We start from the raw sequence: 14,770 nt of genomic DNA, 5'->3' as shown, positions 1-14,770 counted from the left end.
GCGTTGCCGCTATTAAGAGATTGAGATGAAGTCGCAAAACCAAACACCCTCAACCGATACGCTGAAAGATCGCACGCATGAAAGATTGCAGGAACTCATCCTGACGGGTGATCTTGTCCCGGGCTCCAAGCTTCTCGAAACCCAGGTTGCCGCAAGACTTGACGTCAGCCGTGCAACATTGCGCGAAGCCATGATCCGCCTGAGCGAGATAGGGCTGCTGGTGAACCTTCCGTTTCGCGGCACTTACATTCGCAAACTTGATCGCGTGGATTTGCAGGAAATCTATTCCTTTCGCACCGGGCTGGAAAAGATGGCGTTTCAGTTCGGCTGGGACAAACGAGATCTGATCAGCCTTGCCGACCTGCAGATGAGAAACGAGCGGTTGTGCCAAACGATTTCCGATAACGATGCGTTTGGCGCCATCATGGCAGAATTGCACCTACATGATTGGTGCTATGAACTGTCCGGCCACAGTTTACTGTTGCAAAGCTGGGAGCGGCTCAAGCCCAACCTTCAGTTCTATTTCGCCATGCACCAGAAGGCACATGACCGTGCAGGCCCGCTCCGAGAATCCCACGACGAATATATCCGTCTTGCAAAAGGGGATAATCTGGACGAAATGCTTCGTCATCTTGAGGATCACATGCAACAGGGCCTCCAGAACACGCAAAGCTTCCTAGACACGACGTCACCCGGTTGACCGGCACATTCTCGAATGAAAATGCCGCGCAATCTGCACCCCCGTCTGATTTTGCATGCGCTTCTTGCAGACCTGAATGAATTCATAAGCCGCGTGATCATCCGGGTGGCGTAGTTTAAGCTTGGCTCAACGACCGGAAAAGAGACGGCCATGGCCCACACAGCAGATGCGAAATTCACCCAAGGCAACCTGATGCGTCATGTATCAACGATGTCCCTGACGGCCAGCATCGGCCTCATGGCGATCTTTGCCGTCGATCTGATCGACATCTTTTTCATCTCGTTGCTGGGCGTTGATGAGCTTGCCGCGTCGGCAGGCTACGCCAGTACGCTGATGTTCTTTGCCAGCGCCGTTAATATCGGGCTGTCGATTGCCGCGGCGGCGCTGGTTTCGCGTGCAATCGGGGCGCATCAAAACGACGAAGCCAGGGGATATGCCACCAGCGTTGCTGTGTTTACAATCGCGGTCGGCATTCTCGTTCCCATCGTCATGCTTATGTACGCGGATTTCCTGTTGGGCCTTGTCGGCGCGACCGGAGAAATCGCGGAAAAAGCCAAATCATATCTCAACATCATTCTGCCCACGACGATGTTTTCCGGCATGGCAATGGTCACCGTCGCCGTGTTGCGGGCCTATGGCGACGCCAGACGCGCGATGTACCCGTCTCTTCTGGGAGGTGGCGTGAACGCTGTCCTTGATCCCATCTTCATCTTCACACTGGGGCTGGGTCTTGAAGGTGCGGCTTGGGCGACAGTGCTGGCACGGATCGCTACAATGGGATTTGCGCTCTATCCGGCGATCAGGGAATACAACGCCTTTGCGTCCTTCAACCCCAAAACAGTCTGGCGTGATCTGCCCAAGGTCACGGGGATCGCGATACCGGCAGTCCTGACAAATGTCGCAACCCCCTTGGGCAGCGCCATTGTGACGCGGGAGATGGCCAAATATGGCACCGAGGCCGTGGCTGGCATGGCTGTAATCGGTCGTCTGGTGCCCGTGGTCTTTTCTGTCGTTCTGGCGCTGTCCGGCGCGATCGGCCCAATCATCGGACAGAATTTCGGCGCGTCCCGACTGGACCGGGTACGCGAAAGTTATATCGACGGGCTGAAGTTCCTGACCGCCTATGTGTGCCTTGCGGCCCTTCTTTTGTATTTCGTGCGCGTTCCACTGGCGGATATGTTTGATGCACAAGGCGATGCGCGGGTGCTGCTCTTCTGGTTCTGCGGACCACTGGCACTGGCCAACTTCTTCAACGGCGCGATCTATGTCTCCAACGCCTCCTTCAACAATCTGGGCCATCCGGCCTATTCCAGCTGGATCAATTGGGGGCGTCACACGCTGGGCACCTGGCCGTTCGTGATCCTGTTCGCAGGGTGGATGGGTGCTCCGGGCGTATTGGTCGGTCAGGCTGTTGGCGGCATCCTTTTTGCGGCCATCGCCGTGTGGCTAAGCTTTCGCGCGATCGAACACCCCGGTGAAAACCCGTTCATGCCGTTTTTCTGCCCCCTGCAATACCGTCTGCAAATCGTGAGCAGTCGCTGTATCCGATGAGTTCGGACCACGGTGCGGGGCATTTTCGCTAAGATTTTCGTGCTCAGGGAATAGGGCCAAACAGGCTGGCATTGCTAAGGGTGGACCCAAGATTTGAGCTTTGGTTCGTCACGAGAACCGCTGAACAACGCCTTTTCACCGCATGTTAAGGCCGACCGTGCTAGTGCCACGGCAGCGGTGCGGGAACAGCGTGCCAGGCCAGTAAATAATGCGAGGGCACAGAATGGCTTTCAGCGTGCAAAAAGCTCTGCAATCGGCAAGCAGCCTTGAACGGCGGGGTGATATGCTGGCGGCACTGACCGCATATGACGAAATACTGTCGAATTTTCCGCAGAACCGTCGGGCGCAACGCGCCAGGGCCAAACTCGACGCGAAAGTGCGGAACCCTTCAGACAAGGAATTAGGCGCCGTATCCGCGTTTTTTGCATCTGGGGATTGGGCAGGGACGTTAACGCGCTGCCACCAACTGGTTTCCCAATATCCCTCATCGGAAAAACTCTGGCAGTTTGCCGGTCTTGCGGCGCAGAAGATGGGGCACCCGGACGTGGCTTTGCCCGCTTTTCTGCGGGCCGCGGAAATCTATAAATCCGGCCTCAACTGCCTGAACCTGGCCTTGGCTTATGAGGCTGCGGGTCAACCCGCCGAAGCCGTCCGATGGTCGCGTCAGGCATGCCTGGCTGACCCCGGCAATTTGGATTACCTCAAGCGATGCGGAGTTGCAGAATTCAATGCCGCGGATTTCTTAGCGGCCACGGTGACACTTGAAAAATATCTCGCCAAAGTTCACTCCGACGAGAAGATGTGGACATTGCTTGGCGGCGCCTGGATGCGGGCGGGCCAGCCGGCCAAGGCGGTTGATGCGTACAAAAGGGCCGCGCAACTGGCACCCATGAACAGCGCGTATCAGTCCAATCTCAGCACGGCATATGAACACGCAGGCGAATTGGAGGCGGCAGTAAAAGTATCTGAAAAGGCCACGTCTCTTGATCCCGAAAATTCGGTGGCCCATCTCAATCTTGGCAACCAATGCTGCACTCTGGAGCAAAACAGCCAGGCGATCGCGGCGTTCGGCAAGGCTGTCGCTCTCGATGAAACGAAGCACGCGGCGCATGCCCAGAAGTTGCATTTACAAACCAAGCTGTGCGACTGGACGGCCTATGAGGCGTTCGACGGTATCGCATCTCAGCTCGGTATAACCGGTGAGCCTGTCATGCCCTGGGGCGTGCTCAAATTCGAAGACGATCCCGCGCGCCAGCACTTGCGATCAAGAAACTACGCACGGTACTGGCAGGCCCGGCCCAGGGACTTTCCCATCATGCAAAACGCCCGCATTCGGGTCGGATATTTTACGTCTGATTTTTACGATCACGCGACGATGCACCTGATAACCGGCGTTCTGGAACAGCACGACACCTCCGAATTCGACATTTACCTCTATAGTCTGAACATCCCCCGCGAAAGCGCCGTCGCGGACCGTGCCAAAGCTTGTGCAACTGTGTTTCGCGATGTCCACGACCTGACCGATCAGGAGATTGTAGAGATCGCCCGGAACGACAAGCTCGACATCGCGGTTGATCTGAAAGGATACACCAGAGGGGCGCGTACGGGCCTGTTCTTTGATGGCCTGGCGCCGATCCAGATAAACTATCTGGGTTATCCGGGCACGATGGGCAGCCCGTGCATGGACTATCTGATCGCCGATCCGGTGGTGGTTCCCGAAAAGGAACGAGAGCATTATTCCGAACAGATCATCCATATGCCCCACAGCTATCAACCAACTGACGAGCATCGTGAGATCGCACAGACGAATGACACGCGCGCGGATCATGGCTTGCCCGAGAAAGCAATTGTTCTGTGCTGTTTCAACAGTTGCTACAAGCTTGCGCCCGCAGAGTTCGATATCTGGATGCGCGTTCTGAAGCAGACGGATGATGCGGTGCTCTGGCTGCTTGATCCGGGGGAAGAGGGGCAAGCCAACCTGCGGTCCGAGGCAGAAAGCCGCGGCGTTGACCCAGGCAGGCTCGTATTTGGCGCCAACCTGCCGCTGGCCGAGCATCTGGCCAGATACCGCCACGCCGATCTTTTCGTCGACACGTTCAACTGCAATGCCCACACCACCGCCAGCGACGCGCTATGGGTCGGGGTGCCCGTCGTCACCCTTGCCGGACGGCAATTTGCAGCACGTGTGGCGGCAAGCCTGCTGAATGCGATGCACCTGCCGGAACTGATCACGCATGATGCGGCCGCCTATGAGGACCTGATCCTGACGCTGGCCAAGGATAGTTCGGCGCGGTGTGCCCTGCACGAGAAAACGGAAAGAAACCGGAAAACCACGCCTCTCTTTGATACGACCCGGTACACCCGCGATCTTGAGACCGGTTTCCGCGCCGTGGTTGAGGCCTGTCAGGCCGGTGAACCCCTCAGTGATATTTACGTCAATGCGTCCTGACCAGTCGATGGGCGACCCAGCGGAGAATTCATCTTGATCATCTGCCATCCTCACAAGCTTATCTTCTTCAAGTCAAAAAAAGTGGCGGGCACGTCCTTTGAGACAGCACTTGCTGCGGAATGCGGCCCGGACTGCGTGATCACGCCCATCACACCCGTTGACGAAGAAACCCGCCAGAAACGGACCGGGCGCGGCGCCCAGAATTTCGCCTACCAGACCTGGCCCGATGGCAGCACCACGGATCACGTCTTTTATAACCATATGACCGCAGCAGAGGCCGCGCGCCGTATCCCCGAAAACATTTGGCCGACCTACAGGAAAGTGGCAATTACCCGCGATCCTTTCGATGTCATGGTGTCTCGTTACTATTGGGAAGGCGGAGAACAGCTTGGTCAGAATTTTGAACATTTTGTGACTCGGTACCGCGCATTTGCCACCGAAAACGAAGAGATTGCACCATTTACCGGCCCTCTGAAAATGGATCATTTCCTGCGGTATGCGCATTTCGAGGAAGATATCAACGCGTTGGGCATCCACGGGCTTTGGCAGCGTTTCAACACCATCACCAGCAAATCCGGATTTCGGCCCAAATCTCAGACAGCGGGGTCCGTTTATGCGAAATATCCTGCGGCAGCCGATGTTGTGGCCAAAGAATGCGCGGGAGAAATCGCCCATTTTGGCTATCGGCGACCGATTCAATCCGTGCCCGCCGAAACCCCAAGGAAAGCCCCCATCCCAACAGATTTCCTCTTTACCCTTACCGCAGGGCGCACCGGATCGGCCTGGCTGGCAAAACTTCTTGGGCAAAACCTGGAAATCAATGCCATCCACGAACCCCTTGGCATTGATCAGTTCGGCGTCGAAATGCCGGATATTCGGATCATGCGAAGTTTCAATACCTTCGGGCTGGACCGGAATGTTCGTGATTTCTGGTCCCGCAAACTGGCGGGTCTGACTGCCCCCTACGCCGAGACGAACCACACGTTGGCCAAATGCGGGTTGATTGAATCGATTGCCCAAAGTCACCTTGCCGACCGCACGACGATAATCGTCTTGCGCCGCGATCTTGCGCGGCAATGTGCAAGCTACATCACGCGCGGCGATTTCCAGAATGTCACCATCGACTGGCAATGGTATCTCAGCCCGACCTATCCCAACGCCATGGTGCATCCGGACGAGTTTCTCAAACTTGGCCAGGTCGGGCGGGCGCTCTGGTACGCGTTGGAAATGGAGACCCGGCAAGCCTATTACCTGGAAAAATACAAGGGCATCCTCAATTTTGTAGAAGCCTCTCTGGAAGAGGTCACAACGGAAACGGGCGCAACGCATCTCTTGCGCGCACTGGGCTTCTCCGGCAATGCGGCAAAGCTCCCCCCAAAGGCAAACGCCTCGAGCTTGCCCGCAAATCAAACCAACGAAGACCTCGTCAGTCAAATACGAGATTTACTGGCGCGCATGGAGTTCGATCCCAAATCAATCGCGGCATCCTTCATTGCGGGTCAACGCAGTCTGTCGATGCCAGCCGTCTCTGGCCAAGGATACACCCCGCGTTCCACGCGGGCCTAGGCGCCGGAATGGCAGGTGGATCTGCAATGTCTTTCACTGGCCTCCGATCCCCAATTCCCGCTCATGACGACTCCCCCGAATTGACGGCAATGACCCACGTGCAAGATGCCGCGCTGGCCATTTTGGACGGCATGGCTAACGTTGCGCGTTGGCGGCTCACCTTCGGGTAAAAAAAGACCCCGGACGATGCCGGGGTCAGTCCAACAGGGAGGTGCATATGATAACCCGCATATGCGACGGGATCTGTATTGCAAGTTGTTACAGGGTATCAGCCTCGTCCATGCGCCGAAAGTCAGGAAATCCTTACGCTGCCACGAAAAACGCAGGATTGCGCCAACCAGCGCAAAGCCCCACAAAAAAAGCCCCGCCAACCAAAGGGCGGGGCTTTGAATGGTTACGCTGGCCTGATTTAGCCGGCCTTGTGACCTTTGCCCTTGACCGGGGCCCAGATCCGCTTGTTGGTCAGATACAGTAGCACAGACAACAGGGTCAGGAACAGAACACCGGTCAGACCCGCGTGTTTGCGCGCCATCAACTTGGGTTCTGCCGTCCACATCAGGAAGGCTGCGACATCTTCGGATTCGTGGTGCAGCTCGTTGCTGTGACCATCGGCAAATTCGACATCTTCACCCACCAGCGGCGGCGCCATCGAAATCCAGCCCCCCGGGAAGGCAGTGTTTTCATATAACGTGACACCCGCCTCTTCCTTCTCTTCTCCGGTATAGCCGGTCAGAAGCGAGACGATGTATTCCGGGCCGCCCATACCTTTGAAAAGCTGGTTCAGGCCAGTGCCTTCGGGTCCGTGAAAGCCGGCCCTTGCCTTCGCCATCAGGCTCAGGTCGGGCGCGTTCTCAAGGTTCGACATCGGAAAATGGTCCGTGGGTCGTGCCGGGCGGGTATCGTCCAGCTCGGGGTCAAACACCTCGAAATTCTGTTCGGCATAGGCGCGCATCTGGTCGTCCGGCAGATGCGGTCCACCCTCGTCCGACAAGGTGCGCAATGGCACGTAGCGCAGCCCGTGACAGGCCGAGCAGACCTCGGTGTAGATTTGCAGCCCGCGTTGCAGCTGGTTCTGATCGAACTTGCCAAACGGCCCCTCGAACGAGAAGTCCACGTCATGCACGTGACCCTCTGCCCCGGCGGCCAGCGCACCCCCTGCCGAAAGGGTCAGGGCGGTTACAGCGGCGATGCTGAGTTTCTTCATCATTGTCCCCAGTCCTCTCTTATTCAGCCGGTGTTTCGGCTTTGCCGTAATGCGCCTTGAAATCATCTTCGATGGTTTCAGGTTGCGCCGTCGGCTTTTCGATCACGCCCAGAAGCGGCAGGATCACCAGGAAGTAGGCGAACCAGTAGGCCGAAGCGATCAGCGAGTATGTTGCATAAGGCTCTTCCGCGGGGCGGGCCCCCAGCCACATCAGCACGACGAAGTCGATGCAAAGCAGCGCGAACCACCACTTGAACATCGGGCGATAGCGGCCCGAACGAACACTGGATGTGTCCAGCCACGGTACCAGCGCCATGACGGCGATCGCACCGAACATTGCCAACACGCCAAAGAACTTGGCGTCAACGATGCCGCCGGTGATCCAGCTTGCCAGCTGCACAACCCAGACCTCGCCGGTAAAGGCGCGCAGGATGGCGTAGAAGGGCAGGAAGTACCATTCCGGCACGATATGCGCAGGCGTGGCCAGGGCGTTAGCCTCGATATAGTTATCGGGGTGGCCCAGGTAGTTCGGCATGAAGCCCACAACAGCGAAGAAGATCACCATGATCACGGCCAGCGCGAACAGGTCTTTGATCACGAAATAGGGCCAGAATGGCAGGGTGTCTTTCTCGGCCTCGGCTTTCGATGCGCGACGGACATCGACACCGGTGGGGTTATTGTTCCCCGTGGTGTGGAACGCCCAGATATGCACCGCCACCAGCGCGGCGATCACGAAGGGCAGCAGGTAATGAAGCGAGAAGAAGCGGTTCAGCGTGGCATTATCCACCGCCGGTCCGCCCAGCAGCCAGGTCTGGATGCCTTCACCGATGAACGGGATCGCACCAAAGAGGCCGGTAATCACCGTAGCCCCCCAGAACGACATCTGCCCCCAGGGCAGAACATAGCCCATGAACGCGGTTCCCATCATGCAAAGATAGATCAGCATGCCGATGATCCACGTAATCTCACGCGGGGCCTTGTAGGAGCCGTAATAAAGACCGCGGAAGATGTGCAGATAGACCGCAAAGAAGAACAGCGACGCGCCATTCATGTGCAGATAGCGGATAAAATGGCCACCATTCACGTTGCGCATGATGTGCTCGATCGACGCAAAGGCCAGATCGACATGCGGCGTGTAATGCATCACCAGAATGATACCGGTGACGATTTGCAGCACCAGACAGAATGTCAGGACGATGCCCCAGATCCACATCCAGTTCAGGTTCTTGGGCGTGGGGATCATGATGGTGTCATACATCAGACCAACAACAGGAAGGCGGCTGTGAAGCCACTTTTCAGCGCCGGTCTTTGGTTCGTAATGATCGTGCGGAATTCCGGACATATGCGCGCTTCCTTATCCCAGTTTGATCGTCGTTTCATCGACGAATTCTGCTACCGGCACCGGCAGGTTTTCGGGTGCCGGTCCTTTGCGGATACGGCCAGAGGTATCGTAATGCGATCCGTGACAGGGGCAGAACCAGCCTCCGAAATCACCGGCATCGCCCAGCGGAACACAGCCCAGGTGGGTGCACACACCCATCTGAACCAGCCATTCACCGGTTTCGTCCATCGACCGGTTCTCATCCGTGGCCGGCGACCCTTCGTCGATATTTTCGTTACGGGCATCGCCATCCGGCAGATCAGCCAGATCCACGGCGCGCGCCTCTTCGATCTCTTCCGGGGTCCGGCGGCGAATAAAGACCGGCTTGCCCAGCCATTTCACCGTCAGCTGTGTCCCCGGTGCCACATCCGCGACATCAACGCGGATCGAGCTGAGCGCCTGTACGTCAGCGGAGGGGTTCATCTGATCGACCAGCGGCCAAACAGCGGCGGCGGTGGCGACAGCGCCAGTGCCTGCGGTAGCGTAATAAAGGAAATCCCTGCGGGTGCCTTCGTGATCGTCTGCGTGGGACACGAGGTATACTCCATTCTGGTGCCGAATGCGGCTCATGCAATCTGGGGTCGCGGGAATCCTGCAACCTTTCCATCGCGATGTTTAACTGTGCTTTTCGGGCCAGTCCAGAGCACAATGCCGCGGAATTGATCAGGGTGCGCTTGTGTCGCGCTTGAGCGGGGCGTTTTTCGGGTGTAAGCAGACCCGGAATCCGACTTTTAATCCGAAGGGTCTCCCGACATGATGAAACAGCTGAAATGGGCTTCGGTCGCCATTGCGTTCGCCGCCACGCCTGTCGCCGCCGAAATGGAACTTAGCCTTTATCTGGGCGTCCAAAGCGTTCAGGAAAGCACCGGATCGGGCACGTTCCCCGGCGGTGTTCCCGTCAGCCGCAGCTTCGATTGGGAAGGAAAACCGCTTGAGAACCCGTATTACTACGGTGGCCGGGCGATGTGGTGGACCCAAAGCAACCTGGGTTTCGGGATCGAAGGCACGCACACCAAGGCATATGCCTCGGCAGCAGATCTGGCCGCCATCGGCGCCAGCAGCTTTGAACTGTCGGACGGTCACAACATCATCACCGCCAATATCATGAAACGCTGGCCCGGTATTTTTGCCAACAAAAGCTTCACACCCTATGTGGGTGCGGGTGCCGGTGTCGCGATCCCGCATGTGGACGTCACCGTGCTTGGCGCGTCAAACCGCACCTTTGGCTATGAAACCACCGGCCCCGCCCTGCGTGGGATTGCCGGCATCAAATATGATCTGAACGAACGCTGGGCATTGTTCAGCGAATATCAGTTCACTTGGTCCGACAATGACATCACGATTGACGCGGATCCGCTTGTCCCCGGCCAACTGCCCGGTAAAATCAACACGGAAATCCTGACCCATGCGGTGAATTTCGGCGTCAGCTACAGCTTCTGACCCAAATTTCAGACCGTCAGGTCAAAGAAAGATAGAATCCGAAAGCCAACACCCGGCTTTCGGATTTTTCTTTGCGCGGGGTCTCTACGCGGGCACGGTGGCTTTCATGCTGTCACGCTCGGCGAAGACGGCAAACCAATCATCCAATGCGTCATTGCCCTTGCGCCAGTTCCGGTCGCCGTGACGAAAATCCAGATAGGCCAGCGCGCAGCCCACCGCGATATGGCTCATGTCAAACGGGCCTGTCAGATGGCTCATCCAGCGGTTCTCCAGCACGCCGACCGCGCCCGCCACCTTCTTCCACTGCGCCTCCAGCCAATCCTCGGATTGGTGCTCGGGCGGGCGCAGGCGTTTTTCATAGGTCATCAGCACGGCAGCATCCATGATCCCGTCTGCTGTTGCCTCAAGCGTCAAGGTTTCCCACAACCGGCTGTCGGGGTAGAGGCCCGCATCGGCGTGATCATTCAGAAAACGGCTGATCACCCGGCTGTCATAAATCGCCGGGCCATCATCGCGAATCAGTGTCGGGATCTTGCCCATCGGATTGGCGGCCGCCACGGTCGGATCGGTATTCAGCGGGGTGGTCGCGGCAGACAATACCGAGACGTCAGCCGTCAGATCGGCCTCATGCAGCAAAACACGGATTTTTCGGGCAAAGGGCGAGGCATCGGCGGATACGAGTTTCATGGCGCATGCTCCTGAGTTTGGCTCGGTTACGATAGGCCCTTCGCGACCGGTTGGCGATAGCGGTCGTCAATCGCCGGGCGCGACACCGCGCATCAACGCGGCCAGCACCCGGACTTCATTGCCGAACCCATAAGCGTCCATGTGATTCGCTGCATTAAGGCGCACGGCGTCGGGCTTGTTCTGGCTCAGCTTCCATGTGCCGTCGATCTGATCCACTCGCATCCGACAGGGCACGATCTGCCGCATCATTTTTTCCAGAACGTCTGGCGTCATCTTGCCCGTGGTCCAGGGGGCCTTGGGCATCAGGCGCGTTTCATAGACAGCCGATTGACGGTCAAGCAGGTCGCGCAACTCCTCCGCCGGGCGTTTCTCGACCTCGCCCACCAGATGCGCGGCCATGTAATTCCATGTCGGCACCTGATCGTCGACATCGTACCAGTCTGGCGACACATAGGAATGCCCGCCCTGCACCGCCAGACGCGCCGCAAGCGGTGACGCCAGCGCCCGCACAATCGGATTCGACCTCACCAGATGAAATTCGGCCAGCGTGCCATCCTCGGACAGAAGGAACGGAATATGGCTGATCAGGGGCGCACCGGACGACGCGACCGCCAACATCCCGAAACCCTGCTCACGCGCAAAGGTAATATGCTGCGCGCGGGTCTCTTTTCGAAAGGCGGGATTGGGGTGCATCTTGCGGGCCTTCTTGATGGATTGGCGCATCATGGAGATTGAAGCGATGTTTGCAAGTCGCCCTTACCGGCATTTTGCAACGTCGGTTTTTTTACCGACGTAATACCGACAAAATACCGACGTTATACCGACATGGGTTTTCAGCCCTCTTTGCCGATGCTTCAGGGGAACAGAATGGGCGCGTCGCCCGGCTTCCATTGCGGGTATTTTTTCATGATCGCGGCAAAACGGTCCGACGTTTTGAACACCTCCAGCCAGCGGATCACATGTGGCCAGGGCTGCGCGTTGAACCACACCAGATCGACATGCGCGAATTGCCGGACAAAGGGCAAAATTGCCATATCAGCAAGGGCCGGGGCAGTCCCGCACAGCCAATCCCGATGCGCCAATCTCTGGTTCAGATGGTATAGAAACAGGCCCGCCTTGCGCCGTTCATCCTCGCTGTCCACATCAACATGACGCGAGGCATATTTATAGCGATCCAGCGCTGTCTTAAACCATCCGTCGTTTTCTTCTATCAGGCTAAGTGATTGATCTTCCTTCTCTAACCAGCCCTCCGGGTCATTCGCGCGCAACATCGCTATCATGACATCAAGGCTTTCGTCGAACACCCCGGAGCCGGTATCAAGGCACGGCACCGTCGCACTGAGTGAGGTGCCCAGAAAAGCCTCCGTCTTGTCGCGCAACACCACCTCCCGCAACTCAACCCGTGCCCCCGCCGACGCGATCGCCAATCGTGCCCGCATCGCGTAGGGGCATCGGCGAAAGGACCACAGGATCGGCAGGGCCATCGTTTCAGGCCACCAACCGCTGCCCGTTATGCTCACGGATCGTGGCGGCTACGATCTGACCCTCAACCTGATCAGACGTGAAATCCACCTCGGTGAATTGCTCGGTCCGTCCCATCCGGGGATTTTCCATCAATATCTTATGCTTATGACCGACCTGCCCCTCAAGATGTCGCACAACCTGCCGCTCTCCAACTGACCGCAATCGGGCCGCGCGCTCCTTGATTGCACGTCCATTTACCTGTGGCATCCGCGCCGCTGGCGTACCGGGTCTGGGGGAATAGGGGAACACATGCAGCCAGGTCAGATCGCACTCCTCAACCAGGCGTAGCGAATTTTCGAAATGCGCCTCTGTCTCGGTCGGAAAGCCTGCAATGATATCCGCGCCAAAAGTCATTTCAGGCCGCAGCTTCCGTGCCTCTTCGGCAAACCGGATTGCATCATCCCGTAGATGCCGCCGCTTCATTCGCTTGAGGATCAGATCATCCCCGTGTTGCAAACTAAGGTGCAGATGCGGCATTAGCCGGGGCTCCGAAGCGATCGCCTGCATCAGGTTCTCATCCACCTCAATCGAATCAATCGACGAGATACGCAGGCGCGGTAAATCGGGAACCAGTTTCAGGATCCGCATCACCAGATCGCCCAATTTTGGCTCAGCAGGCAAGCCCGCGCCCCAACTGGTCAGGTCGACACCGGTCAGAACGACCTCGTTATAACCACGGTCCACAAGGCGTTTGATCTGATCAACCACAACACCAGCCGGCACCGATCGAGAGTTGCCGCGCCCATAGGGGATGATGCAGAACGTACAGCGATGATCGCAACCGTTCTGCACCTGAACGTAGGCCCGCGACCGCGTACCGAAACCATCAATCAGATGTCCCGCAGTTTCCGTAACGGACATGATGTCATCCACCTGAACCGCCTCAGTTTTCCCAATGAAATCAGCGGCCAAGCCCTTCCAGGTGTTAGGCTGCATCTTTTCAGTGTTGCCGATCACAACGTCAACTTCGGCCATTGCCACGAAAGTTTCAGGTTCGGTCTGCGCCGCACAGCCTGTCACGATCAGACGGGCATCCGGATTGTCGCGGCGCAGCTTGCGAATTTCCTGCCGCGCTTTACGCACCGCTTCAGAAGTGACCGCACAGGTATTTACCACGATCGCATTGTCCAGCCCAGCCGCCGCCGACAGCTCCTTCATCGCCTCAGTCTCGTAGGCGTTCAGGCGACATCCAAGTGTGGTGAAGGTCGTGGGTTGGGTCATCTCACAGAACTCAGGAACTCAGCCGTCAAAACACCATCGCAAACATGCATTGTGGGGCCAGTCATCCAGACACCTTCGTCCCGCCAGTCAACATCGAGACTTCCGCCGTCAAGGTCGATCCGAACACTCCGCCCGGTCAGCCCCCGACGTGCGGCCGCAACGGCTGTAGCACAGGAGGATGAGCCCGACGCCAGCGTGACCCCAACCCCCCGCTCCCAAACGCGCATGCGAATATGGTCGGGGCCAATGATGCTGGCAACCTGAACATTCGTGCGTTCGGGATAGAGCGTATGATGTTCATATTGCGGCCCAAATCGCTCCAGATCGACGGTTTCTGCATTATCCACAAAAAACGTGCAGTGCGGATTGCCCATGCCAGTCGCTGTCGGACCACCCTCGATGGGCAATTCCAATGTCTCCATCGCATCAGCTAGCGGTATGTCCGACCACTCAAGCTGCGGCTGACCCATATTTACGGATGTCAGGCCACGACCAGCATCGCGCACAAAAATATCGCCACGCGCAGTGGTCAGGTGCAAACCATCACACCCGGTTTCATTCATCAAAAACCGCGCGATGCAGCGCGTCGCGTTCCCACAGGCACCTGATACGCTGCCATCCGAGTTGTAAAAAGTCAGATGCGCGTCCGCAGTACCCTGTGTGATCACCGCCAGTTGATCAAACCCCACTCCAAATCGCCTGTCACCGACTGCTACAGCCAGCGCCGAGGTTACCACGATCGGGCTTACGCGCGCATCCAGCACGACAAAGTCGTTTCCAAGCCCGTGCATTTTCATAAAGGGCAACGTGATATCGTCTTGGGCGCTCATATCGGCGCGTATAAACCCGCCGAATTGATGAATCCAGCACTGCATTTGATTTACATGGATTTTCGGGCTTGACCCCCGGGTCGCGTCTTTCTAGATAGGCCGCCTAGTGGGCCGTTAGCTCAGTTGGTAGAGCAACTGACTTTTAATCAGTGGGTCGCAGGTTCGAATCCTGCACGGCTCACCACTGAAACGCTTAGTTTTCAAAGACATCAAGTCA

The 14,770-nt window shown here is 57.4% G+C and carries 13 protein-coding genes and 1 tRNA gene; 6 read left to right on the top strand and 8 right to left on the bottom strand.

Translation table 11 applies throughout. The annotated features are described in order from the left end of the window. Positions 1 to 25 precede the first annotated feature (25 nt). The 4 genes from Q1B27_RS20595 (at position 26) to Q1B27_RS20580 (ending at position 6,266) form a co-directional block, all read left to right on the top strand. Entirely contained in the window at positions 26 to 700 is a 675-nt protein-coding gene (locus Q1B27_RS20595) for a GntR family transcriptional regulator (RefSeq protein WP_299850631.1), read from the top strand. 150 nt (positions 701 to 850) lie between these two features. After that, positions 851 to 2,251: an MATE family efflux transporter gene (locus Q1B27_RS20590; protein WP_299850629.1), complete on the top strand. Its 1,401-nt coding sequence runs from the start codon at positions 851 to 853 to the stop codon at positions 2,249 to 2,251. 223 nt (positions 2,252 to 2,474) lie between these two features. Then, positions 2,475 to 4,700, top strand: a complete 2,226-nt coding sequence (locus Q1B27_RS20585) for a tetratricopeptide repeat protein (RefSeq protein WP_299850627.1) — start codon at positions 2,475 to 2,477, stop codon at positions 4,698 to 4,700. Between the two features lie 33 nt (positions 4,701 to 4,733). Further along, on the top strand, positions 4,734 to 6,266 hold the full coding sequence (locus Q1B27_RS20580) for a hypothetical protein (RefSeq protein WP_299850625.1): 1,533 nt from the start codon (positions 4,734 to 4,736) through the stop codon (positions 6,264 to 6,266). A 409-nt stretch (positions 6,267 to 6,675) separates the two neighbouring features. Here the strand turns inward: Q1B27_RS20580 and Q1B27_RS20575 are convergent, their stop codons facing one another. From Q1B27_RS20575 to petA, 3 genes are read right to left on the bottom strand one after another with little or no spacing between them, the layout of a single operon-like run. Continuing rightward, positions 6,676 to 7,473 (bottom strand): cytochrome c1, encoded by a 798-nt coding sequence (locus tag Q1B27_RS20575; protein WP_299850623.1) that lies wholly within the window; start codon positions 7,471 to 7,473, stop codon positions 6,676 to 6,678. A 16-nt stretch (positions 7,474 to 7,489) separates the two neighbouring features. Continuing rightward, entirely contained in the window at positions 7,490 to 8,812 is a 1,323-nt protein-coding gene (petB, locus tag Q1B27_RS20570; RefSeq protein WP_299850620.1) for a cytochrome b, read from the bottom strand. A gap of 12 nt (positions 8,813 to 8,824) precedes the next feature. Then, positions 8,825 to 9,385, bottom strand: a complete 561-nt coding sequence (gene petA / locus Q1B27_RS20565; RefSeq protein ID WP_299850618.1) for a ubiquinol-cytochrome c reductase iron-sulfur subunit — start codon at positions 9,383 to 9,385, stop codon at positions 8,825 to 8,827. 219 nt (positions 9,386 to 9,604) lie between these two features. Between petA and Q1B27_RS20560 the strand changes: the two genes are divergently transcribed. Then, complete coding sequence (locus Q1B27_RS20560; protein WP_299850616.1) at positions 9,605 to 10,291, top strand: outer membrane beta-barrel protein; 687 nt, start codon at positions 9,605 to 9,607, stop codon at positions 10,289 to 10,291. An 84-nt stretch (positions 10,292 to 10,375) separates the two neighbouring features. On the opposite strand, the gene Q1B27_RS20555 is transcribed toward Q1B27_RS20560, so the two are convergent. From Q1B27_RS20555 to dapF, 5 genes are all read right to left on the bottom strand, one after another. Then, positions 10,376 to 10,978, bottom strand: a complete 603-nt coding sequence (locus Q1B27_RS20555; RefSeq protein ID WP_299850614.1) for a glutathione S-transferase family protein — start codon at positions 10,976 to 10,978, stop codon at positions 10,376 to 10,378. Between the two features lie 66 nt (positions 10,979 to 11,044). After that, a complete protein-coding gene (locus Q1B27_RS20550; protein WP_299850770.1) occupies positions 11,045 to 11,671 on the bottom strand; it encodes an FMN-binding negative transcriptional regulator in 627 nt (208 codons plus the stop codon). 161 nt (positions 11,672 to 11,832) lie between these two features. Next, positions 11,833 to 12,462, bottom strand: coding sequence for a glutathione S-transferase (locus Q1B27_RS20545; protein ID WP_299850612.1), 630 nt, complete (start codon positions 12,460 to 12,462; stop codon positions 11,833 to 11,835). Between the two features lie 4 nt (positions 12,463 to 12,466). Beyond that, the gene (mtaB, locus tag Q1B27_RS20540; RefSeq protein WP_299850610.1) at positions 12,467 to 13,723 is read right to left on the bottom strand and encodes a tRNA (N(6)-L-threonylcarbamoyladenosine(37)-C(2))-methylthiotransferase MtaB; all 1,257 of its coding nucleotides are present in this window, start codon (positions 13,721 to 13,723) and stop codon (positions 12,467 to 12,469) included. Further along, positions 13,720 to 14,553, bottom strand: coding sequence for a diaminopimelate epimerase (dapF, locus tag Q1B27_RS20535; RefSeq protein ID WP_299850608.1), 834 nt, complete (start codon positions 14,551 to 14,553; stop codon positions 13,720 to 13,722). The genes mtaB and dapF overlap by 4 nt, the downstream gene beginning before the upstream one ends. Before the next feature lie 108 nt (positions 14,554 to 14,661). Here dapF and Q1B27_RS20530 point away from each other — a divergent pair. Beyond that, positions 14,662 to 14,737 (top strand) — tRNA-Lys (locus tag Q1B27_RS20530). Positions 14,738 to 14,770 lie beyond the last annotated feature (33 nt).

It is taken from the genome of uncultured Roseovarius sp., from assembly GCF_947489715.1.
Lineage (GTDB): Bacteria > Pseudomonadota > Alphaproteobacteria > Rhodobacterales > Rhodobacteraceae > Roseovarius.
The sequence above is the reverse complement of the archived record's forward strand: the minus strand, read 5'-3'. Positions and strand labels throughout refer to the sequence as shown.

Bases quoted from the DNA above. Each gene is read 5' to 3' on its own strand.
- Q1B27_RS20595 (WP_299850631.1), top strand. From the start codon at position 26: ATGAAGTCGCAAAACCAAACACCCTCAACCGATACGCTGAAAGATCGC.
- Q1B27_RS20590 (WP_299850629.1), top strand. From the start codon at position 851: ATGGCCCACACAGCAGATGCGAAATTCACCCAAGGCAACCTGATGCGT.
- Q1B27_RS20585 (WP_299850627.1), top strand. From the start codon at position 2,475: ATGGCTTTCAGCGTGCAAAAAGCTCTGCAATCGGCAAGCAGCCTTGAA.
- Q1B27_RS20575 (WP_299850623.1), bottom strand. From the start codon at position 7,473: ATGATGAAGAAACTCAGCATCGCCGCTGTAACCGCCCTGACCCTTTCG.
- petB (WP_299850620.1), bottom strand. From the start codon at position 8,812: ATGTCCGGAATTCCGCACGATCATTACGAACCAAAGACCGGCGCTGAA.
- Q1B27_RS20560 (WP_299850616.1), top strand. From the start codon at position 9,605: ATGATGAAACAGCTGAAATGGGCTTCGGTCGCCATTGCGTTCGCCGCC.
- Q1B27_RS20555 (WP_299850614.1), bottom strand. From the start codon at position 10,978: ATGAAACTCGTATCCGCCGATGCCTCGCCCTTTGCCCGAAAAATCCGT.
- Q1B27_RS20550 (WP_299850770.1), bottom strand. From the start codon at position 11,671: ATGCACCCCAATCCCGCCTTTCGAAAAGAGACCCGCGCGCAGCATATT.
- Q1B27_RS20545 (WP_299850612.1), bottom strand. From the start codon at position 12,462: ATGGCCCTGCCGATCCTGTGGTCCTTTCGCCGATGCCCCTACGCGATG.
- mtaB (WP_299850610.1), bottom strand. From the start codon at position 13,723: ATGACCCAACCCACGACCTTCACCACACTTGGATGTCGCCTGAACGCC.
- dapF (WP_299850608.1), bottom strand. From the start codon at position 14,553: ATGAGCGCCCAAGACGATATCACGTTGCCCTTTATGAAAATGCACGGG.